Origin of the sequence: Cobetia amphilecti, from assembly GCF_020217465.1 — a bacterium.
In the GTDB taxonomy this organism is placed as follows: Bacteria; Pseudomonadota; Gammaproteobacteria; order Pseudomonadales; family Halomonadaceae; genus Cobetia; species Cobetia amphilecti.
Map to the genome: position 1 here is coordinate 1,952,201 of NZ_CP084115.1, position 22,389 is coordinate 1,974,589.

Annotated in this window: 18 protein-coding genes; 3 read left to right on the top strand and 15 right to left on the bottom strand. The window is 63.7% G+C overall.

From position 1 onward, the window contains the following. Positions 1-2: 2 nt before the first annotated feature. The 4 genes from LCW13_RS08365 to LCW13_RS08380 all read right to left on the bottom strand — a co-directional run bounded on the left by LCW13_RS08365 (position 3) and on the right by LCW13_RS08380 (position 4,211). A complete protein-coding gene (locus LCW13_RS08365; protein ID WP_043332700.1) occupies positions 3-842 on the bottom strand; it encodes a sulfite exporter TauE/SafE family protein in 840 nt (279 codons plus the stop codon). Positions 843-1,082: 240 nt separating this feature from the next. Further along, a complete protein-coding gene (locus tag LCW13_RS08370; RefSeq protein WP_225348048.1) occupies positions 1,083-2,411 on the bottom strand; it encodes a TRAP transporter large permease in 1,329 nt (442 codons plus the stop codon). Next, positions 2,408-2,938 (bottom strand): TRAP transporter small permease subunit, encoded by a 531-nt coding sequence (locus tag LCW13_RS08375; protein ID WP_054556072.1) that lies wholly within the window; start codon positions 2,936-2,938, stop codon positions 2,408-2,410. Before LCW13_RS08375 ends, LCW13_RS08370 begins: the two co-directional genes overlap by 4 nt. Positions 2,939-3,119: 181 nt before the next feature. Further along, positions 3,120-4,211 carry a TRAP transporter substrate-binding protein gene (locus LCW13_RS08380; RefSeq protein ID WP_225348049.1) on the bottom strand — a complete coding sequence of 364 codons (1,092 nt, stop codon included), beginning with the start codon at positions 4,209-4,211 and terminating at the stop codon, positions 3,120-3,122. Between the two features lie 686 nt (positions 4,212-4,897). Between LCW13_RS08380 and LCW13_RS08385 the strand changes: the two genes are divergently transcribed. Next, complete coding sequence (locus tag LCW13_RS08385; RefSeq protein WP_225348050.1) at positions 4,898-5,842, top strand: hypothetical protein; 945 nt, start codon at positions 4,898-4,900, stop codon at positions 5,840-5,842. 185 nt (positions 5,843-6,027) lie between these two features. Here the strand turns inward: LCW13_RS08385 and LCW13_RS08390 are convergent, their stop codons facing one another. The 9 genes from LCW13_RS08390 to LCW13_RS08430 all read right to left on the bottom strand — a co-directional run bounded on the left by LCW13_RS08390 (position 6,028) and on the right by LCW13_RS08430 (position 18,446). Then, on the bottom strand, positions 6,028-6,480 hold the full coding sequence (locus tag LCW13_RS08390) for an Lrp/AsnC family transcriptional regulator (protein ID WP_043332694.1): 453 nt from the start codon (positions 6,478-6,480) through the stop codon (positions 6,028-6,030). A 177-nt stretch (positions 6,481-6,657) separates the two neighbouring features. Beyond that, positions 6,658-8,334, bottom strand: coding sequence for a bifunctional UDP-sugar hydrolase/5'-nucleotidase UshA (gene ushA / locus LCW13_RS08395; RefSeq protein ID WP_318527685.1), 1,677 nt, complete (start codon positions 8,332-8,334; stop codon positions 6,658-6,660). Positions 8,335-8,725: 391 nt separating this feature from the next. After that, a complete protein-coding gene (locus LCW13_RS08400; RefSeq protein ID WP_063124266.1) occupies positions 8,726-10,156 on the bottom strand; it encodes a uracil-xanthine permease family protein in 1,431 nt (476 codons plus the stop codon). 291 nt (positions 10,157-10,447) lie between these two features. Further along, positions 10,448-10,756, bottom strand: a complete 309-nt coding sequence (locus tag LCW13_RS08405; RefSeq protein WP_052384416.1) for a putative quinol monooxygenase — start codon at positions 10,754-10,756, stop codon at positions 10,448-10,450. 306 nt (positions 10,757-11,062) lie between these two features. Next, complete coding sequence (locus LCW13_RS08410; protein WP_043333519.1) at positions 11,063-11,722, bottom strand: oxygen-insensitive NAD(P)H-dependent nitroreductase NfsB; 660 nt, start codon at positions 11,720-11,722, stop codon at positions 11,063-11,065. A 188-nt stretch (positions 11,723-11,910) separates the two neighbouring features. Next, complete coding sequence (gene guaD, locus LCW13_RS08415; RefSeq protein WP_225348051.1) at positions 11,911-13,491, bottom strand: guanine deaminase; 1,581 nt, start codon at positions 13,489-13,491, stop codon at positions 11,911-11,913. Continuing rightward, entirely contained in the window at positions 13,491-14,528 is a 1,038-nt protein-coding gene (xdhC, locus tag LCW13_RS08420) for a xanthine dehydrogenase accessory protein XdhC (RefSeq protein WP_225348052.1), read from the bottom strand. Before xdhC ends, guaD begins: the two co-directional genes overlap by 1 nt. Continuing rightward, the gene (xdhB, locus tag LCW13_RS08425; protein ID WP_153635707.1) at positions 14,525-16,939 is read right to left on the bottom strand and encodes a xanthine dehydrogenase molybdopterin binding subunit; all 2,415 of its coding nucleotides are present in this window, start codon (positions 16,937-16,939) and stop codon (positions 14,525-14,527) included. The genes xdhC and xdhB overlap by 4 nt, the downstream gene beginning before the upstream one ends. Next, positions 16,917-18,446 carry a xanthine dehydrogenase small subunit gene (locus LCW13_RS08430; RefSeq protein ID WP_225348053.1) on the bottom strand — a complete coding sequence of 510 codons (1,530 nt, stop codon included), beginning with the start codon at positions 18,444-18,446 and terminating at the stop codon, positions 16,917-16,919. Before LCW13_RS08430 ends, xdhB begins: the two co-directional genes overlap by 23 nt. Positions 18,447-18,852: 406 nt before the next feature. Between LCW13_RS08430 and LCW13_RS08435 the strand changes: the two genes are divergently transcribed. After that, positions 18,853-19,536, top strand: a complete 684-nt coding sequence (locus LCW13_RS08435) for a TetR family transcriptional regulator C-terminal domain-containing protein (RefSeq protein WP_153635709.1) — start codon at positions 18,853-18,855, stop codon at positions 19,534-19,536. Between the two features lie 210 nt (positions 19,537-19,746). On the opposite strand, the gene LCW13_RS08440 is transcribed toward LCW13_RS08435, so the two are convergent. Together LCW13_RS08440 and LCW13_RS08445 are read right to left on the bottom strand one after the other, a co-directional pair. Then, the gene (locus tag LCW13_RS08440; RefSeq protein ID WP_153635710.1) at positions 19,747-20,352 is read right to left on the bottom strand and encodes a hypothetical protein; all 606 of its coding nucleotides are present in this window, start codon (positions 20,350-20,352) and stop codon (positions 19,747-19,749) included. Next, positions 20,349-20,792, bottom strand: a complete 444-nt coding sequence (locus LCW13_RS08445; RefSeq protein ID WP_225348054.1) for a hypothetical protein — start codon at positions 20,790-20,792, stop codon at positions 20,349-20,351. The genes LCW13_RS08440 and LCW13_RS08445 overlap by 4 nt, the downstream gene beginning before the upstream one ends. 373 nt (positions 20,793-21,165) lie before the next feature. Here LCW13_RS08445 and LCW13_RS08450 point away from each other — a divergent pair, with 373 nt between their 5' ends. Next, complete coding sequence (locus tag LCW13_RS08450; protein ID WP_225348055.1) at positions 21,166-22,149, top strand: MurR/RpiR family transcriptional regulator; 984 nt, start codon at positions 21,166-21,168, stop codon at positions 22,147-22,149. Positions 22,150-22,389 lie beyond the last annotated feature (240 nt).

Below are 22,389 nucleotides of genomic sequence, written 5' to 3' on the forward strand. Positions count from 1 at the left end.
GCTCAGCTACCGGTGAACAGGTCGTAGAACATGCGCAGTGCCGTGAACATCAGGAAGATGGCGAAGACCTTCTTGAGCTTGGCGGCGTCCATCGCGTGGGCCAGCTTCGCACCGATCGGAGCACACAGCATGGTCGCCGGCACGATGGCGGCGAAGCCGAGCAGATTGACGTAGCCGATGGAGCCCGGCAGCAGGTTCGGTTCGCCGATGCCATTGAGCAGGAAGCTGGCGGTGCCCGGCAGGCTGATGACCAGACCCAGCGCCGCGCCCGTGCCGACGGCCAGGTGCATCGGGGTGCCCAGGGTGCTCAGGGTCGGCACGCTCAGGGTGCCGCCGCCGATGCCCATCAGCGTCGAGACGCCACCGATGAAGGTGCCCAGTGCGCCACTGCCCAGCGGGCCCGGCAGGCCACTGCCCAGCACGGTGGACTGACGGCGGAACATGTTGAGCGCGACCAGGAAGGCCACGGTGGCAAACAGCCCCATCAGTACCGCACCGCTGAACAGGTTGGAGAGCAGGCCGCCGATGATGACGCCGATGATCACGCCCGGCAGCAGGCGCTTGAGAATCGCCGGGTCAAGATTGCCCTTGGCGTAATGCGCCCTGGCCGACATGATCGAGGTGGGAATGATGGTCGCCAGTGAAGTGCCGACGGCCTGGTGCATGCGCACCGCTTCATCGACGCCCAGCAGGCTGAAGAGGTGAAAGAGCACGGGCACGATGACGATGCCGCCGCCGACCCCCAGCAGGCCGGCCATCACGCCGGCAATCATGCCGGTGACGATCAGTGCGGCGATCAGGCCGAGAATCCAGTGCAGTGGATAGGCTGAGAACAGTTCCATGGTGTTTCCTTGTCGTCCCCGTATGGCGCGGGGTGGTTCATTGCTGATGAAGGTTGCCGATGAACGCCATCGGCAGTCGATGCATGTCCCTGGAGTGCTGGCGGGTGTGCTGTCTCCAGGGGAGGCGAGCCGGTGGGCAGGCCACAAGACATTACGCGTTGCTGAATTACCTTTCCAATGGCCTTTGCGCTGAATCACCACTCAAGTGTCCCGAGTCGCGCCGGTACATGGCTGGCCGGCTTACCAACCGATCGCCTCCGGCAGCCAGGTAGCGAGCCCCGGGAAGCAGAACAGCAGCACGACTGCCGCAGCCTGCAGGCCCACGAAGGGCAGCACACCGAGATACAGATGGCGGGTGGTGACTTCGGGGGGAGCGACGCCCTTGAGGAAGAACAACGCCCAGCCAAAGGGCGGCGTCAGGAAGGACATCTGCAGATTCATCGCCACCAGCACGCCCAGCCACACCATGTCGGTGCCATAGCCGATGAAGACCGGCAGGAACATCGGCAGTGCGATATAGCTGATCTCGATCCACTCGAGGAAAAAGCCGAGTACGAACAGTATCACCATCAGGAAGATCAGTGCGCCCAGCTCGCCGCCCGGCAGCAGGTTGAACAGGTCGTGCACCATGTTCTCGCCGCCAAGGCCGCGGAAGGCCAGCGAGAAGGGCTGCGCGCACAGCAGGATGAAATAGACCATGGCGGTGATGGTCAGGGTCGAATGCAGACAGGCCTTGAGCATGGTGAAGTCGAGACGCCGGGCCAGCAGCGCGATCAGCATGCTGCCCAACGCGCCCATCGAGGCCGCTTCGGTGGGAGCGGCCACGCCGCCCAGGATCGAACCGAGCACCGCGAACACCAGCATCAGCGGCGGGATCACGCTACGCGCCAGATCACGCAGCAATTCCTTGAGGCCACCGGCAGCGGCGCGCTCCTCTTCCGGGATGGCCGGGACGAGGTCCGGTTTCCACCAGCCCAGCACCAGCAGATAGACGATATAGATGACGGCGATGGCCAGTCCCGGCACGAAGGCGGCGGCAAACAGGGTGCCGACGGATTCGCCGAGAATTTCCGAGAGCAGGATCAGCACTAGACTCGGCGGAATGATCTGCCCCAGGGTGCCGGAGGCGCAGATGGTGGCCGAGGCCACGCCCGGGTGGTAGCCGCGACGCAACAGGGTCGGCAGCGTCAGCATGCCGACGGTGACCACCGTCGCGCCGACGATGCCGGTAGAGGCCCCCATCAGCACGCCGACCAGGATGATCGCGATGCCCATGCCGCCATTGACGCCGCCCATGGCGCGCCCGATGGTCTCGAGCATGTCCTCGGCGACCCGCGATTTCTCGAGCATGACCCCCATGAAGACGAACAAGGGGATCGCCAGCAGGGTGTAGTTGGTGACCACGCCATACAGACGGGCTGGCATCAGACTGAACAGCAACGGGCCAAAGCCTGCCAGCCCCGCCACGAAACCGGCCACGGCCAGGGAAATCGCGACCGGAATGCCGATCAGCATCAGGACCAGGAAGCCGCCGATCATGGCCAGCGCGATCCACTCGTTCGGGCTCATGGCGTCACCTCGCGTTCCAGGTCACCGTCGACGGGCTTGCCCGACAGCACCAGCAGCGCGCGCAGGCAATCTGCCACGCCTTGCAGCGCAAGCGCGGCGAACCCGAGGGGAATGAAGGCCTTGAGCAGATAGCGATAGGGCAGGCCGCCGGGGTCGGGCGAGCCTTCCATCAGCTGCCAGGACTGCTCGGTGTAGCTCAGGCCCAGCCAGGCGATGGCGGCGCCGATGGCGATGGTCATCAGCGCACCGATCAGGTCCACCAGCGCGCGGCCCTTGAGGGAGAAACGGTCGTAGAAGACATCGACGCGAACGTCGGCGCGATGCTTGAGGGCGTAGGAGATGCCCAGCAGCGCGATGGGAGAAATCAGGTGCCACTCGAATTCCTGGAGTGGCACGGGGCTGATGCTGAAGAAGTAACGCAGCAGCACGTTACTGGCGACCAGCAACACGAGCGCCAACAGCGAGTAACGGGCGATGACGCCCAGTCGCTCGATGATGCCCTCGAGAAAATGGATGACGTACAGCATGGCATGGCCTCATGAACGCCACGACGGGACAGGTCGTGGCGTTGGACAGGGAAGCAGGAAAACGGAAAAAGGTGTTTGCGCTCGGGGCTTGTACCTTGCGTTCGCCCCCGCAGCGCAGCGAAGGGCGAGTTCATCGGGCGACGGGTCTGAACGCGAGAAGCGAGACCCGAGACACCAGGCGTCAGAGCGCCAGGAAGGTCTTCTCGCTGACGGCGGCCCATTCCTTGTGCTGGTCGCGGAAGGCCATGAAGGACTCGTGGACGCGCGCGGTATCCGGATCGGCCGCCGCCATGTCGGTCAGCGTCTTCTCGGTGACTTCCTTGAGACGCGCTACCACCGCGTCCGGCAGCGGCTGGGCGGTGACGCCTTCGTTATCGACCAGATCATTGAGCGCCTCGGCATTCACCGACTCGCACCAGGCCTGGCTCTCGACGTTGCACGCCTGGGCGGCGGCCTTGACGATGGCCTGCAGGTCTTCCGGCAGGCCCTCCCAGGCTGCCTTGTTGATCATCAGCTCGGTGACGTTGGTCGGCTCGTGCCAGCCGGTGGTGTAGTAGTACTTGGCGGCCTTCTGCAGCCCCAGACGGCGATCCTGATAGGGGCCGACGAACTCGGCGGCATCGATGACGCCACGTTCCAGCGCCGGGAAGATCTCTCCGCCGGGCAACAGACGCACGGCCACGCCCAGTTCGGCGTAGACCTTGCCGGCCAGCCCCGGGATGCGCATCTTCAGGCCCTTCAAGTCCTCGACCGTATTGATCGGCTTGCGGAACCAGCCGGTCATCTGCACGCCGGTATTGCCCATCGGGAAGGCGATCAGCCCCTTGGGGGCGTAGAGCTCATGCCACAGCTCCAGGCCGCCACCGTGATACAGCCAGGCATTCATGCCCTGGGTGTTCATGCCGAAGGGCACGGTAGTGAAGTACTGGGCGGCGGGAATCTTGCCGGCCCAGAAATAGGTATTGCCGGCGTTCATCTCCACCACGCCACTGGCGACGGCATTGAAGCCCTCCAGGGCCGGAATCAGCTCACCAGCCGCGAAGTGCTGGATCTTCATGCGCCCACCCGACATGGCCTCCACCTTGCGGCAGAAGTCGGTCGGACTGCCCGGACCCTCGACATAGAAGGGCGAGCCCGGGCCATAGGCATTGGTCATCTTCCATTGATAGGTCTTGTTGGATTCCGCGCGCACGATGGCGGGCGCACCCATCACGAGTCCAGCGGTTGAGGTTGCCAGTGCGGCACCCAGGAACTTGCGACGATCGAATGTCATGGGAGGATCTCCTGCGGACGGATGACCAGTAATGCCCTTGCGACAGACTGCTTTGAATGCTCTGTGTGAAAGAGTCTTCTGTCTCAAGGGGCGCCTGTACGGCATGCCGACATCGAGGCCGGCGATCTTGTTGTGTAGGTGTTTCTGCATGTTCTTGAGTAGCGTTGCCTGTCATTTGTCAGCCAGGAGGCTGCCATTTGTCAGTGGGCTACGTGGAAGACATTGCAAGGCATGTGCCATTTGTCGCGCAGGGAGATTTATTCTTTATTTTCAATCGATTGCATGGTGATTTTAGACGCTGTCTTCCGCTGATGGAGCGTGAATGCGCCCCTGGCGTTGCCCAAGTGAGGCCGTGGCAGCGCTGATTGGCAGAGTTCAGGGCCTGACAAATGTCAGAAGATGACGTCTGTCGCGGCATTTGTTCACCGATAGCGACGGGGAGGGTGACATCTGGCTCACGAATGTGGGGTGGGGATGATCAATTGTCATGCTCGCGACCTGATGGTGCGTGCGATCGATCATGGTGCACCTGGATAGGGGCGCCCAGAGTCGGTCAATCAGAGTCGGTCAATCAGAGCAGGTCAATAAGAGTCGGTTCGCCCACATCGAGTCTTCATGCGAGGCGCCACAGACGACAGTCTGACGGGTCGGTGGCATCATGCGGCTTTGTCCTGATGGAGCGTTAGATGTCACCTCATGAGCCTGAAGAGCCTACCGCCCGCTCGGAGTCTTCGCCTGCCGCCGTACCCACCTCCGTGACGAAGACTGCCGGGCCGCGCCTGCCCGTCAAGCCCGGGACGCCGGAAGGGGCACAGGTACCGCGCATCCTGCTGGTCGCCATCTTGGTGGTGATGGCGGTGCTTGCCTGGTGGGAAATGCCGCAGCAGTGGGCGCTGGATTTCCTCGACGCCACTCTGGGTCAGGCCTTCAGTGCCTTCGCCATCGCCAAGGGCCTGAACGCGACCATCTCGGTACTGCAGTCTTCGACCATCGACCTGCAGGTCTTTCAGGTCTCGCCCGGGGAAGCGCTGGACCCCGCCAATGACATGATCGAGCGCTTCTCGTGGGTGATGTTCGCGGCGACCGGCTCGCTGGCGCTGCAGAAACTGCTGCTGGGCATTTCCGGCTCGCTGATCATCAAGGCATTCGCCAGTGGTGCCTGCCTGCTGGCGGCTCTCGGGCTGCTCACCGGTAGTCGCCAATCGGGCGAGGGGATGCATCCCCGCCAGCGCTGGTGGCAGGTGGCCATTCTGCGCGTGGCCCTGTGGGGCATCGCACTGCGCTTCGCGGTGCTGAGTGTCGCGCTGGCCAGCGGCGCCGCGGGTCAGGCCTTTCTCGATGACAGTCGCGATACCCAGATGGCGCAGCTGAGCGTGACGCAGCAGCAGCTGGCGGAAGTCGCCGACAAGCAGGTAGGTGGCGCGCACGAGGAGCGCAGCTGGTGGCAGCAGTTCAAGGGCAGCATGGAAGGCTGGGTCGGTGGGCCGATCACCAGTGTTACCCAGGGCTTTGATGCGATGACCGACAAGGTGATCGACCTGACCATGCTGTTCATCACCCAGACGGTACTGTTCCCGCTGGGCTTTCTGTGGATCGCGCTACGGCTGCTGCGCGGGCTGGCAAGGTTGTAGTGACGCTTGCAGTGACGCTTGCAGTGATATGTGAGGTGACGAGTGAAATGACGGCTCCGGCTCCGGCTCCGGCTCCGGCGCCGTCCGGGGCTGGGGCTGCGGCGTCAGAGACAGAGACAGAGACAGAGACAGAGACAGAGACAGAGACAGAGACAGAGACAGAGACAGAGACTGTGGCAGAGACGTCATAGCCGCGCACCGCCACGCCGGTGCTTCACGCGAGTCATCAGCGACTTGCAGTCGACGGAGAGAATCTCGTCGCGATTGAAGATATGCGCGCGCACGAAGGCATCGAAGGCCTCGTAGCTGTCGGTGAGGGTGTGGATGTGCAGGCTTTTCAGGTCGCTCATGATATAGAGGCTGACCACCTCGACGCAGGCGGAAAGCTCCTCGGCGATGCGTTCGATGGCACTGGGGGCGACGGTCAGATCCACGAAGGTGGAGATGCCCTTGCCGAGCTTGTCGGGGTTGATGACGGCGGTGAACTGTTCGATCACGCCGCTCTCGACCAGCGCCTGGACGCGGCTGCGTGCATGGGCACGCGAAATGCCGAGCTTGCGGGCGATATCGGCGTAGGACATGCGACCATCCTTGATCAGCAGGTTGAGCAGCTCACTGTCGGTGCGGTTGAGATTCATGGGCCAGGGTCTCGACGGTCTTTGTTGTAGTGGTGCGCATGTCGTATCAAACCTGTGCGGTCCGCACTTGTATAGTCCGACTGCAGCCCTGGCGAGGATATTCCGGCTCTGGAAACGACAACGGGACGCCAAGGCGTCCCGTTGTCATGTGCATGTTTAGAGCAGAAGCCTCAAGCGTCACTGATAGACGATCTCGCCCTGGGGCGCGTACGGCGCGACGTCGATCGGGCTCTGCTCGGCAAGGTAGGCCTTGAGCACATCGGCATCGACGAAGCCGGTATCCAGATAACCCGGCAGGTCAGTGACCTTCGGGTAGCCATCCCCGCCGGCGGCATTGAAGCTTGGGATGGTGAAGCGATACTGGGCGTCCATGGCCAATGGCTGGCCCTGAATCATCACGTCGGAGACGCTGCCTTCCTCGCGATTGACGCGCAGGCTGATGCCGGCGAACTGGGCATAGGCGCCGGAGTCCACCGGTTGGGTGGCCACCGCCTCGAGATACTCGAGCACCTCGCTACCTGACATGCTGACGACCCCAACGGTATTGCCGAAGGGCAGCACGGTCAGCACATCCTTGTAGGTGATCTCGCCCGCGGGAAGCGAGGCGCGCACGCCACCTGCGTTCATCACGCCGAAGTCGGCCTTGCCGGCCTGCATGGCGGCGGTGGCGATCAGGCGTCCCAGATTGGTCTGGGCAAAGCGCACCACGTTGCGATCGCCTTCCAGCTTGCCGTTGCTCTGCGCGACCATGACGTTGAGCTGCGCCTGGCCCTTTTCCTGATAGGGGCGCAGGAATTCGCGCAGTTCGCTGTCCTCGGCAATTTCCTCCGCGACCAGCACCTTCCTGCGCTCGCCATTCTCCTCGACGGTCTTCTTGAGATTCACCGGAATCAGCTGATAGTTGACCATGGTCAGCTCGCCATTGCGGAACTCGTAATCGGCGCGTCCCACGTACTTGCCCCATTCATGCGCCTGGACGATGTAGGTGCCGTTCTGGCGGTCCGGCTGGCAATCATCGCCGGGCGCAAAGTCCGCCATCCGGTTGGCGCCCTCCATGCAGACCGGCTCCTGGGAGTGGCCACCGACGATCATGTCCAGTTCGCCGTAGGGCAGATAACGCGCCAGAGAGACATCGCCCGGCGCATTGATGCCATGCTCGGCATTCTGATAGTGGCCCATGTGGGTGACGGCGAAGATCAGGTCCGGCTGCTCATGCTCGTTGAGCTCCTCGATGGCCTTGCGCGCCTCTTCCTTGGGGTCGCGGAAGTCGAGATTGCCGAAGTATTCGGGGTTGCCGATGCGCACGGTGTCTTCGGTGGTCAGGCCGATCACCGCGATCTGGATGCCATGCTCATCGAAGATCTTCCAGGGCGCGAACAGGCGCTCGCCGCTGGTCTTGTCATAGATGTTGGCGGCCAGCATCGGGAAGTCGGCCCAGTCGGGCTGCTTGAGCAGCACTTCCAGCGGGTTGTCGAATTCATGGTTGCCCACCGCCATGGCGTCGTAGCCGATGCGATTCATGCCCTTGAAGTCGGGTTCGGCCTGCTGGAGATCGGATTCCGGCACGCCGGTGTTGATGTCGCCACCCGACAGCAACAGTACGCTGCCGCCTGCGGATTCCACCTCGGCGCGGATGCGGTCGACCAGCGTCTTGCGCGCCGACATGCCGTACTCGCCATCACTGCTCTGCCAGAAGCGACCGTGGTGATCGTTTGTGTGCAGCACCGTCAGGTGATAGGTGGTGTCGGCCTGCCATTCATGGCCCGCCTGGCTGGCACAGGCACTCAGCGTACTGAGCAATGCAGCCCCCAGCAGGGCCTTCAGCGCCATGCGCGAGCGGGGGGATGTGCGCAAGCGCGGCGCGTTTGATGAGGTGAGTCGAGTATTCAGCATGAGCGATACGTTCCTTGTGTCTGGCTCCGAGGCGCAATGGCGCGTTCCAATCTATAAGTGCTGATTGTAAGAGTACTGATTGCAAGAGTGCTGATTGCAAGAGTGTTGATGGTAAAACTGCTTGAAGGGTGGAGACGGCATGAACAACCCCATGCAGTCTGCCTCATTGCTGTGGAGATTGGATGACCGACACCCGAAGTGCGAACCTTGCGACGTTTGCGAGCTCTCGCGATTGGCATGAAGAAGCGCGGCTGACCTGAAGAAGCGCGATTGGCATCAAGAGGGCGACCGACATGAAAAAACCGGCCAATGATGCGCCGGTTCTTTCATGTCTCATTGCTGCGCCTGCGGGTCAGGCGTGTTCCTGGTCCGCGCTGATGCTGTCGGTGGATTCACGCTCACTCGCCTTGGGATTGAACACCTCGGCGTCTTCCATCTTCGGCAGCAGCAGCTCGGCGATGATGGCGGTCAGGCCGCCCATGGTGATCGGCGAGCGCAGCGCATCGGCGAAGGCGCCCGGAATGGCGTTCAGCACATCCGGCACCATGCCGACGCCAAGTCCCAGCCCCAGGGCCAGCGCGATGATCATCATCTCGCGACGCCCGATGGGCTGCGCCATCAGGATGCGGATGCCGGACACCGCGATCAGCGCGAACATCAGCGTGGTGGTGGCGCCGAGCACCGGGCGCGGCATCTGGGTCAGCAGGGTGGCGATGAAGGGCGACAGGCCCAGCAGCAGCAGGAAGCCGGCCACGTAGCGGCCCACATGGCGGCTGGCGATGCCGGTCAGCTGGATCACGCCGGTGTTCTGGCTGAAGGTGGTGTTGGGGAAGGTGCCGGCCAGCGCGCCGAGCGCGGAATTCAGGCCATCGCCCAGCACGCCGCCACGCAGACGCTTCTGGTGCAGCTCATCATCCACGGCGAGACCCGAGGCGCGTGCGCTGCCGGTGAGGTCACCGACTGTCTCGATGGCGGTGATCATGAAGATGAAGGCCACCGGCAGGAAGGCGGCCAGCGAGAAATCGAAGCCGGTATTCAGGGTTGCCGGATGCGGCAGGGCCAGCAGGGCGGCATCGGCCAGCTGCGGTGCATCATAGAGGCCACCGATGGCGGCGATGATGCAGCCGACGGCCATGCCGATGAAGATGGAGGCGATTCTCAGCCACGGATGACGCGAGACCTGACAGGCCAGCACCGTGATCAGCACACAACCGGCCAGCGCCAGATTGGCGGGCGCACCGAAGTCCTCGGCGCCGAAGCCGCCGCCGATGTCCGTCATGCCCACCTGGATCAGGCTCAGGCCGATCAGCATCACCACCACGCCGGTGACCACGGGCGTGATGACCCGCTTGAGCCACGGCAGCACCGTGCCCAGCGCCATCTCGATCAGGCTGCCGGCCAGGCAGGTGCCGAACAGCACCGCCAGTACCTGTTCGTCACTGGCATTCTGCGAACGAGCGATCAATCCGGCGGTGATCAGCGCGGACACGAAGCTGAAACTGGTGCCCTGGATGCTCAACAGCCCTGAGCCGAACGGGCCGATGCGCTGGGACTGGATCCAGGTGGCGACCCCGGAGACCACCAGTGCCATCGACAGCAGGCTGGCGGTGTAGGCATCGAGGCCCAGCGCGCTGGTGATGATCAATGTTGGTGCAATGATACCGGCCAGACTGGCCAGCAGATGCTGGGCGCCGGCGAGGGCCGAGATGGGGACCGACGGGCAGCTTTCGAGGCCGAGCAGTGGTTCGTCGATCCCCTTGGAATCGGAAGAGGATTGGCTCATGTGACGCTCCTTGTTCTGCTCGCGGTGCAATGGCGAAAATGGTGTCGGGCACTGGAGTGTTCAGCGCGGGCAGCCAATTATAAGCAAGATGTGAACCAAGTTCAGTGCTCGTATCGATTTTTCCATTACTTGTTGCGTGTCCCGCGGCCAGGCCAGCGGATCAGCAGGCCAAGCCCGTGTACCACAAACGCAAGATCCCCGCCGGGCGTCATGCCCGGCGGGGATCGGTCTTTGCTCTCGCGGCGCCTTGTCTGAGCGAAGGTACGCCCAGCGGCTCAGCGGCTCAGCGGCTCAGGGCGTCAGCAGGCGCTGGATATTGAGGCTGATCTCGCCTTCGCCGAAGGTGCTAAGGAAGCCCTGGAAGTGTTCGGTGGCCACGTGGGCTTCGATGGCGTCTTCATCCCACCATTCTTCCAGTACCACGAAGTCGCCTTCCGGTACCGGCTCACCTTCCGCGACGTTCTTGTCGATCGCGAAGAATTCGTACTGCAGGCAGCCCTTGTCGGACTGGCTCTTCTCGACCAGTTCGGCGAGAGCATCGCGTGCCTTGTCCTGCTGGTCGGCGGGGAAGGTCAGTGTCGCGATAAGCTTGATGGACATGGCATGAATCCTGTCGTGGGCGTAAGAAGTGGACGTAACGGATGGGCGAAACGAATCAGGCACGCAAGCCGGACATCGCCGCCGGGAATGCACTGCGCTGGCCTGCCTCGAAAAGGTGGCATGTCCGCCATCGGGATGCAATGCGGCGGGCACGGGCGGCGACTTGCCCCCCGTGCCCGCCGTTGGCCCGCAAGGCGGACACGTCGATGACTTGCGGACAGCTGCTGTGAACAGATCTTCAGAATCCGCTCTTGAGCGCCAGCTGCTGAGAGCTCGGCCTTGAGAGCCCGGCCTTGAGAGCGAGCCTTACAGGCGAGTGAAGATCTCGTCTGCCGGAAGACGGGACTTGGGCAGCTCGGCATTGAAATCGTCAGCGGCGCGGTAACCCAGGCTCACGGCGACCAGGGCGTTGAAGCCTTTCTCGCGCAGACCGAATTCCGCATCCAGCGCCACCGGGTCGATGCCTTCCAGCGGCACCGCATCGATGTTGAGGCTGGAGGCCGCATACAGCAGGCTGCCGTAGTTGAGGTAAACCTGCTTGTCCATCCAGTGCTGCAGGTCCTTGAGGTCATGACGGTGCAGGTCGATGAACAGACGACGCGCGCCGTCCATCATCGCGCTGAACTCGTCATCCTTCTTGAAGCGGCCATCAGACGCTTCGGTGTCCAGCAGGTGGTTCAGGTAGTCGTCGTCCAGGGTGGAGCGAGTGCAGAACAGCACGACGTGAGATGCATTGGTGATCTTCGGCGAATTGAAGGCGTACTTGTCATCGGTACCGGCGCGAGCGAAGCGCTGCTTGGCATCATCAGATTCCAGCACCAGGAAGTGCCACGGCTGGGAATTGACGCTGGAAGCGCTCAGGCGCATCACGTTTTCCAGTTCCTGCCAGTCGGCGGCGCTGATCTTGCGTGCCGGATCGAAGGCCTTGGTGGAATAGCGGCGTTGCATGATGGCGGTGGGAGTCATGATGACGGTCCTCGTAGTGGCAGGCCAGTCGCAGAGCGTCCATAGACCTTTTGGAAGAAGATGTCGCCATCATAGCGAGTGGATTCAGCGTTGAGTATCCGCGTTGCGCGCATCTTTAAGATGAAAAAATGGCACCAATCCCGGGAATTGGTGCCATATGTCAATTACTTGTCATCGCTGTGATGCTTTCATGGCATTAATGCTGCGGCGTGCTCTCTGGATGGCGTACCAGAAGAAGCACTCAGCATCAGGCCGTGCAGCTTGCGGCACTGGCCCGCCACATGGACTTCGCGAATCACGCGGTCGTCGCCCAGCATCATCAATGCGAACAGCACCTCCTGCAGCGATACCTGCGTGGACTGACCCCAGCGAGTGCGCCGTGCCAGCAAGGGCGTGGCGGCGGGGTCGAGCACGATGACATCGGCTTCCATGCCCGGACGCAGGTTGCCGACCTTGTCTTCCAGACGCATGGCGCGCGCATTGCCCAGCGTCAGTTGATAGAAGCCCTGCCAGGGTGTCAGCGGTTGATTGGCGCGTGACTCAAGCCCCGCCACATCATGGGCGACAGCGCCGTGAAGCTGGCCGATCTGATAGGCGGCCTTGAGGCTCTCCAGCTGACACAGGCTGGAGCCACCGCCGACATCGGTGGCGATGCTGATGTTCATGCCCACGGCGCGGGCACTGGCGCGATCGAAGAGTCCGCTGCCGAGAAACAGGTTGGAGGTCGGGCAGAAGGCGATGCTGGCGCCCTGATCCGCGATGCGCTGACGCATGCCATCGTCCAGGTGGATACCGTGGGCGAAGGTGGTGCGCTCATGGCTCAGGCCGACATCCTCATAGACCGCCAGATAATCCCGAGCGTCGGGGAACAGCTCGGCGACCCACTTCACCTCATCGAGATTCTCGGCCAGGTGGGTCTGCAGGTGCAGGTCCGGCTGGCTCTTGAGCAGTTGGCCGGCAGCCTTCAGCTGCTCGGGCGTGGAGGTCGGCGCGAAGCGCGGCGTCAGCACATAGCCGAGGCGGTCACGCCCGTGCCAGTCGGCGATCAGGCGCTCATCGTCCTTGAGCGCGGTGACCCCGGAGTCCAGCAGAGCGGGCGGGGCATTGCGGTCCATCATCACGCGCCCGGCGTGTACGCGCATATCGCGCGCCCGGGCAGCCCGGAACAGGGCATCGGCACTGGTGGCATGTGAGGTGGCGAACACCTGGGCGCTGGTCGAGCCATGACACAGCAGCGCATCGAGGAAGGCATCGGCGAAACGCTGCTCGGCGGGGAAGGTGTAGGTATTCAGCCAGTCGATCAGGCAGTGGCCGTAGCTTGCGATGATATCCAGCTGCGGGAAGTGCACATGGGTATCGATGAAGCCCGGCATCATCAGGCCTTCGACGTTACGCGGCGGAGACAGGCGCATCAGCTCGCCCACGGCCTCATGTCGGACAAGCGAGCGATGATCCCCCACGGCGACCACATGGCCTGCATGCATCACCAGCAGCGCATCGGTGTAGTGTTCGACGGCGCGTGCCAGGGTCGCCGCCATGTCAGAGGCTCGGCTGTTGCTGTTTCCTTGATTGCTATCTTGCTTATCGTTGCCATCGCTCGAGACCGCCTCACTCAGCATGGCGTCTGCAGGGTCGGCGACGAAATGCAGCAGCGCTCCGCGCAGTAGGCTGACGCAGGAAGCGTCCTTGGCGGCCGCGCGCAGGGCAGCCGTCAGGCGCTGCTCATCCAGGTGGCAGGCCGCAGTGTGCGACGTGTCTTGGTCAGTCATCATTCGGCCTTCTGTGTCGTTTCTGTCTGGTGCATCGCGTCAGGAGCAAAATGGGCGCGCAGCTGGCGGGCACCCTGACGCGTCAGCCCATGGCTGTCCAGTGACGTGCCCTGGGCTGACGTGCCTTGGAGAGACGCGCCATGTCCGGTGGCCTTGTCGGGCGAGTTCACGGCCGCTTCGTCACTGCGCCGCGCCTCGATCTGCAGCAGTTCCGCGACGACGCCAATCGCGATTTCCTCAGGGCGTTTGCCGGGAATGCCGGGCACGCCAATCGGACAGCGAACGCGGGCGATCTGATGCTCCTCGAGATCGCTGCGCAGGCGCTGGCGAAAGCGCGCCCACTTGCTGCTGGAACCGATCAGCCCCAGCGAGGCCAGGTCATCACGTGGTGCGAGCGCGGCGATCAGCGCCTGGTCCTCGACATGGTCATGGGTCAATACCAGCACATGGCTGCCCGCCATCACGGGCAGTGATTCACTGGCGGGCGCGGCTTTCGCGGTCGGCAGGTCAGTCAGGATATTGAACGCCTGACGTTCTACACGACCCTCGCAACCCGCGGGAGTCGTGGCGGCCGTGAGCTGCTCGGGGCGTGAGTCCCGCCAGTCGATCTGCCAGCCCAGCGGTGCCAGCAGCGTGACGATCGCCTGCCCGACATGGCCGGCGCCGAACAGGGCCAGCCGTGGCGCAAGTGCCGGGTACAGCTCGATCAGCACCTGCACATGGCCGCCACAGCATTGCTGGGCATGCTGGCCGAGCGCGATCTCCTCGAGCAGGCAGCCAGATTGTCCCCGGGCCAGCATCCCGCGAGCGCGCTCCACCACCAGCTGCTCCAGCCGACCGCCGCCGAGGCTGTCGTGCAGCGTATCGGGGGTGATCAGCATCTTGCTGCCGGCACCACGCGGGGCAGAGCCCGCCACCGTCACCACGGTGGCCAGTGCATGCGCCGTCAATGCTGCCTGGGCCTCGGCGAGCGCCTGATACCAGCGGCCGGTCGCGGCACTCTTTGCATTCATGACGGCACTCTTGTCGACATTCATGACGGCACCTGCGTTGGCTCTGCGCCAGCAGTGTCGTGCTGCTCCTGCCAGTCACGCTGTTCGCGCGCCGCCAGCATCACGCGCTCCGGCGTGGCCGGGGTATCCAGGCGCACCGCGCGGCGATAGTCGGTCAGCGAGGCCAGCGCATCGCGCAACGCCGCCCACACGCTGATGGCGAGCATGAAGGGCGGCTCGCCGACCGCCTTGGAGCGATAGATGCTGGCGGCCGAGTTGGGATGTCCCTCCAGCAGGCGCACCTTGAGCGCGCCAGCCGGCACGTCACTGATCGCCGGAATCTTGTAGGTCGCCGGGCCATCGGTGAGCAGCCGGCCATCCTCGTTCCACTTGAGCTCCTCCGTCGTCAGCCAGCCCATTCCCTGCACGAAGCCGCCCTCGATCTGGCCGATGTCGATGGCCGGATTGAGCGAATCACCGACATCGTGCAGGATCTCGGCGCTTTCCAGGCGGTATTCACCACTCAGCGTATCGACGACCACTTCGCACAGCGCCGCGCCGAAGGCGTAGTAGTAGAAGGGGTGACCGGTGCCGCTGGCGCGATCGTAATGGATATCCGGGGTGGCATAGAAGCCCTTATCGGACAGTGAGATGCGTTCCAGGTATGCCGCCTGGATCAGCTCGCCCCAGGTCATCAGTACACCGCTCGGGCCATGCAGCTCGCCATCCGTGAGGCTCAGGCTGACGCGTGGCTGGGCGAGATGCTCGGCGGCGAAGTCGAGCAGGCGCATCTTGAGGCGCAGGCAGGCATCACGCGTCGCCATGCCGTTGAGGTCCGCGCCGGAGCTTGCCGCCGTCGGCGAGGTGTTGGGCACTTTGTCGGTGCGGGTGGCGGTGATGCGTACCTTGTCCACGCTCAGCCCCAGTTCACGCGCCGCGACCTGGGTGATCTTGGTGTGCAGGCCCTGGCCCATCTCGGTGCCGCCGTGATTCACCTGCACGCTGCCATCGGTGTAGACATGCACCAGGGCGCCTGCCTGATTGAGGTGCTTGGCGGTGAAGGAGATGCCGAACTTGACCGGTGTCAGCGCCAGCCCCTTCCTGACCACCGGATTGGCGGCATTGAAGGCGCGTATCTCGGCGCGGCGCGCCCAGTAGCGGCCACTGTCCTCGAGCTGATCGATCAGGGTCGCCAACAGCGGGTGCTGATTGACGTGTTGGCCATAGTGCGTGGTCTCACGGCCCTCGCAGTAGAGATTGCGCTTGCGGATCTCCAGCGGGTCACGCCCCAGACGCCGGGCGATATCCTCCATCGCGGACTCGACCGCCAACATGCCCTGAGGGCCGCCAAAACCGCGGAAGGCGGTATTGGACGCCACATTGGTGCGTGCGCGAATGCCGCGCACGTGGGCATTGCCGAGGTAGTAGGCATTGTCGGCATGGAACATGGCGCGATCGACGATGGCATCCGAAAGATCCGGCGAGTGGCCGCAGTCGCCGGTCAGCTCGATGATGGCGGACTCGATGCGCCCGCTGTCATCGACACCGAATTCATAGCGGTGGTGGAAAGGGTGGCGCTTGCCGGTCAGGCGCATGTCATCTGCGCGTGCCAGCCGCAGGCGTGCCGCGCGGCCCGTGCGCCGAGCGATCATCGCGGCCAGACAGGCCACCGGTGCGGCCTGGGTTTCCTTGCCGCCGAAGCCGCCCCCCATGCGGCGGGTCTCCACCGTGATGGCGTGGAAGGGCACGCCGAGCACTTCGGCGATCAGCTTCTGGACTTCGCTGGGGTGCTGGGAGGAGCTGTGCACCAGCATCTCGTCATCTTCGCCGGGCAAGGCCAGTGCGGCTTGACTCTCCAGATAGAAGTGTTCCTGGCCGCCGCTTTCCAGCTCACCGCTCAATTGCCAGGCGGATTTGGCGAGTTTGTTGCTGATGCTGTCGAGATCGCCGGCGCGACCATTGGCAAGCCGTGCCTGGGTGTGGGTCGGGCGCACCAGATCACCGCGGTTGGCCGCCTCGCGCGGGTCGAGGCACACCGGCAGGGGCGTGGTGGCGACCTTGGCCAGTCGCGCCGCCTGACGTGCCGCGCGCTCGCTGTCGGCGGCGACCACGAACAGTGCCTGACCATGATGGCTGATGATGTCACTGACCAGCAGCGGGTCGCCGGGGAAGACCGGCCCCACATCGCTGTGACCGGGGATGTCGGCGGCGCTGAGCACGCAGACCACGCCGGGGGCACGGCGCACCGCTTCGAGATCCAGCGCATCCAGAGTGGCGTGCGCGACCTCGCTCATGCCGATGGCCAGATGCAGCGTGCCGGTGGGCAGTGGCAGGTCATCCACATAACGCGCCGAGCCGCTGACATGGCGCTGGGCGCTTTCGTGCTGACGTGACTGGAGAACGGGGGCGGCCGGCGCGGCGCTGGCGTCGGACTCAAGACTGTGCAAGGTACGCATCGAGGCTCTCCAGTGGCGTGAGGGAAGTCGTGGTCTGACGCTCATTCAGGATGCGCTGGGCCACGCGGGGAATCAGATGGCTGGCGGCCAGCAGGCGATACTCGCGTGAGCCGCGCACGTCACTGAGCGGAGAGAAATCGGCCTGCACGGCCTGTTCGATCTGCTGGCGAGTCTGCGCCGTCAGCCTGGCGGGCGTGAGAGACTCCAACGCTTGCAGTGTCAGCAGTGCTTCAAGGTGCGGGGCGCGGGCCGGAACGCCGGCCATGCCGCCGAAGGCCACCCGCCAGTGCTGGGCACGCCCGCTGGCATCACGTCGCCAGGCGAAGACGCCGAGCAGGGTGGAGATGTCATCGTCACGCCGCTTGGACAGCTTGTGCACCGCCAGTCGCTGGTTGGGCAGCGGGCGCGGCAGGAAGACGGAGTGGATGATCTCGTCCGGCATCAGCTGGGTACGCTTGTAGTCGAGGAAGTAGTCCTCGAGCTTCAGAATGCGCTCATTGTCCTGGCTCATCAGCTGGATATAGGCGTCCAGCGCGATCAGCAGCGGCGGCATGTCACCGATGGGCGAGGCATTGCCGATATTGCCGCCCAGGGTGCCACGATGGCGGATCTGTTCACTGCCCAGTCGCGTGAGCAGCTCCGCGCCATCCGGGTAATGCTCCCGCAGCAGCGGCATCAGCTGGTGATAGCTGACCGCTGCCCCGATCCACCAGCCTGCCTGACCGGCGTGCTCGCCTTCCTCTATCTTGCCAAGCGCCGCGACCTGGGTGGTGTCGATCAAGGCCGGGAAGTCGCGCAGGCGCTGGGTGTGCTCCAGCATCAGGTCCGTGCCACCGGCGATCAGCGTGGCATCCGAGCGCTCGGCGCGCAGCGCCAGCAGGGCCTGCAAGGTGACTGGCCGATAGAAACGCCCGGTGTCTCGCTCGTCATCAGGGGCGGTGTCGTGCGCTTCCGCTGTGCTATCGCCAGCGTCCTGCAGGCAGGCTGGCCCGAATTCGCCTTGCAGCAGACGGTGAGCGGCCTCGCGGATCGGGCGATAACCGGTGCAGCGACACAGATTGCCGCCCAGTGCATGGTCGATCATGGTGTCGCGTTGCCGGGCATCGATCACTTCGCCCTGATCGATCTGGCGCTGATGACGGGCATGCAGCACCGCAAGGCTCATGGCGATGCCCGGGGTGCAGAAGCCACATTGGCTGGCGTGTGTGCTGACCAATGCCTGCTGCACCGCCGAGAGGGTTGGCGCCTGGCTGGCATCCGCCAGACCCTCGACGGTGATCAAGTCACAGCCGGCCAGCTGGTGGGCGGGCATCAGGCAGGCGTTGGCGGTGCTCACATTGTGGCCCGGCCCCTGCAAGGCAATGGTGCAGGCGCCGCAGTCGCCGGAGGCACAGCCTTCCTTGGTGCCGTCTTGCCCAAGTGAGGTGCGCAGCACTTCGAGTACGCTCGTTCCCGGTGCAGGTGTGGGCAGTCGGCACGCGCGCCCGTTCAAGGTGAAGTCGATCATGCGGGCATCCTGTCAGGTCGTATTGTCATTGTGGTGCCTTGTTGCGTACAGCGTACTTCCAACGCTCAAGTCCTCTGTTCTACGCTGCCGGCGGGCTGGGGCTGTCTTGCCAGCGGGCCTGTTCTATCCAGGCGACGAGCGTTGATCTGCAGGCTGTTGTCTCTATCAATGTAACAGGTCGTATTGTGATTCCTGCAAGAATCTGACCAAATGGTCAGTGCATGTTGTGGTATTTTGTTCGCCGGTGTCTCAACGGGCTGTTTTCACTGCTGTTCCAACGCCACGTGATAGTCGCTTGACCAGAGCCTCCTGCTTGCGCACATCGTCGCTGACTGGCGAGTGAGACAGACAGGGGACTGTCGCCAAGAGACTCGAATGCTTTTTTCTGACCTGATGAGTGATGCCGATGCCCGCGGATTCTCCTTCTTCCCTTTACGCTGAAGTCCGTCGTACCCGTAGCGCGGAATTGAGCGTGCCGCCTGCCAGCTCTCCGCGTGAGCAAGCCGAGAGCCGTATTCTCGAGGCCGCCGAATGCGTATTCGCCTGTCACGGTTATCGCGGCAGCACCTTGAAGCAGATTGCGGAAGTGGCCGAGTTGCCCAAGGCCAATCTGCTCTATTATTTCGGCTCCAAGGAGAAGCTCTACGTTCACCTGCTGGAGCAGACCCTGACGCGCTGGAATGCTTCGCTCGAGGATATCTCGCCCGATGACGAGCCACGTGAGGTGCTGGAGGCGCTGGTGCGCGTCAAGCTCAAGCTGGCACGCCAGGCACCGCAGGCCTCGCGTCTGTTCGCGGCGGAGGTGATCAGTGGGGCGCCTTTCCTGCGCGATTATCTCAGTGGCGACCTGCGCGACTGGGTGCAGGCGCGCTGCGATGTCATGAAGGCCTGGATGGCCGCGGGCAAACTGCGCGAGGCGGAGCCGATGTGGGTGATCTACCTCATCTGGTCCACCACTCAGCATTACGCGGATTTCGCCGCCCAGATCGATCAGCTGGGGGGAGCGCCGCAGAGCGATGAAGACTGGGAGCAGCTGGCGGATTTCGTGGCCAGCACGCTATGTGATGGTCTGTGCCCGCGACAGCCATGAGCGGCATGAGCGGCATGAGCGCTTGAGCCGGCGGATTCGGCGCTCTGTCGGTCGCCTGTTTCAGCTGTCTGTTGTCAGTACCTCGCCGCACAGCAAAAAGCCCGCCCCGGTATCCGGGGCGGGCTTTTTTGGTTCTTGAGTCTAGAGTCGTTCTTGCGTCGCTCGCTCTTGCGTCATTCTGGAAATGTGAAGGATAAGGCCATCAGGCGATCAGCTTGCCATCTCCAAGGGCATGCCAGCATCGCGATCCAGCACTGCTTCTTCCTCTTGCTTGGTCCCCGACAACTCGGCTTTCTCCAATTGAGAGATGTCACAGTGTTGATGCATCTGCCAGCCATCGCGGGCATCGTCGGCAAGATAGATCAGCGCGGCATCGGCGCTTGCCCACAGCCGCGCGAGGTCACGTTGGTGGCGGGTGCGGTTGGCCAGCGGCAGCGCATCGGCGGTGACTACCACCACCGGCGCCTTGCGCAGCCAGCGCGGCGCATGACTCGGCCAGCTGTGATGCACGGCGTCCAGCCAGGGCGCCTGGGGATGGCCGGGCGATGACTGCCAGCGCCAGCCACGCCCGACCTCGGTGATCCCGCGCGCCGTCCAGATCAGGCTGCGGCGCGGCAGCTGCGCCTCCAGGCTTTTCAGCAACGCATCGTCGCTATCCGTCAGCGGCTGGATGGCTCCTGACATCATGCTCAGGTACTCGCCAGCGTGCTGGCCGGCGGTCAGTTCCAGCTTGATGCGAGGCGCCGGGGCGAGGGCGATGCTGTTCTCCAGCGGTATGTGCATGCCGCATTCCATGCCGATGGTATAGACGCTCATGCCAGCATTCCTCGACGCGTCATGCTCTGACGCAGCAGGGTGTGGTGGCGGTGCATCGCCTCCCAGTCAGCGTGAGCCTTGTGGTTGATGTCAGGATTGAAGACGGCTTTCTGCTGCGCGATGGGCGATGCTGTCGAGGTCGAAGTCGGAGTGTATGTCTCGGCTGAGGCCTGGGCCGCCACGGCCGAGGCGGCAATGTCAGCCTGGCTGCGCGTGTCATTGGCCGGTGAAGGCGTCGTGGGGGCCGCCGTTGCCTTCAGGCTCAGCGGCGGTGCCTCGTAGCCCATCGCCATCACGCCCAGCAATTGAGCGGACTGGGCATTGGCGACATCCTGGGTGGCGCTGCCAGAGCGCGGCAAGAGAGTGAATGTCTGTGTCGTGACCTTGGCTGTCATGGCTCGGCAGCTATCGAGGAGGGCAGTCATCGTTGAGGTGGCCATGAGAATGCTCCTTGCGCATCGCGAGCGCTTTATCGGGAATATTGCAGTCCGGCAAGGGTCGTTGGCGTTACTGCGCGGCGTATGACCTGTCGGCTGGCTAGTCTTGATCAAGCGGCTTGCGTGCCGATTTGATGTGATGAACAGTAAAAACAGTCGCTTGTGTCTGTCGCGCGGTGCGGATGGTTGGCGTCGTGCAGCGCTTGAGGGCGTCAGAGGCGCTCAGGATGAGGAAAAAGCGCTCATCGCGAGGGTTACGCCTTTCGTCTATGCACTGTCAGTCAGCACCTGGCCCAGGCTTTGCACTGTCTTGATGCAATCGTTGATGCAATCGTTGCTCTGCGCTCACGCAGAATCTTTTCAGGAGTGTGTCTTCATGCCACGAGCGCCCATAGATCACAGCGCGCCCCCCGAGGATGACGTGCCCGGTGAATCCCGGGCAGTGCACCCGGATGGGGAAGCGCCTGCCCCCGTTGCCGATGCCAATGCCACCGTCAGTCTCGCTCGCCATGTCGCAAGGCAGGGCACCAGGAGCCTGAGTCTGCATCAGCGTCTGACCCGTTCGCTTGAGGAGCTCACCCCGAATGAGCAGCGCATCGCGCGCTTTCTGCTCGCGCATCAGGATGAACTGGCGCTATACAACGCCGCGGAACTGTCACGCCTGACCGACGTCTCCAAGGCGACGGTCAGCCGCCTGTTCCGCCGTCTTGGCTATCAGGACTTCCGTGAGGCGCGGGACCAGGCGCGTAGTCTGCGTCAATCGGGTGTGCCGGTGGCGGCAGCGCCGACGGCAGACCACCACCAGCGCCACTATGAGCAGGAGTGTCGCAATCTGCGTCAGGCACTGGCGGCGCTGGACATGCTCGACATGGAGGCGCTGAGCAGCGCTCTGGCCAAGGCCGAGCGGCTGCAGATCATCGGCTTTCGCAATGCCTATCCACTGGCGCTGCATCTGCGCCAACAGTTGCTGCAGCTGCGCACGCAGGTGGCGGTGTTGCCGCAACCCGGCCAATCGCTCGGCGAGGAGGTCGCACGCCTGGGTGCCGATGATGCCGTGGTGGTTTTCGCCATGCGCCGGCGACCGCAGGGGCTGGCACGATTGCTTGAATGGCTGGGGCAGGCGCCCTGTACGGTGCTGCTGGTCTGCGATGACAGCCTGAGCACCATCCCCGCCGGTATCGAGCATGTTCTGCGCTGCCCGTTGGACAGCGTCAGCGCCTTCGACAGCTACGCCGCAGCCATGAGCCAGATCAATCTGCTGGCCACGCGCCTGCTGCATGACGACCTCGTCGGTGGGCGCAGTCAGATACGCCGCGTGACCGATACCTTCGATGCGCTGGAGGAACTGGGCGACGGCTGATCGTCCACCTTGAAGTGCTCCTGCCTTTCCTTTCTCCCTCTCTATCCCCCTGTGGGTCGCCAGCCTTGCTTCTGAACTGTGTGGCGGCCCGATTCGACTCGCCGCGCTCTGCGCACCTGCAGGGCGCATATGCCTGCCTGACTGCACCATCTGCTGCCATGTCGCTGGTGTCGGCGCCCTGATCTCGCCGCCAGGCGAGGGCGTCATCCTCGATTTCGCCTCCCGCAGGCGTGTGTCGCT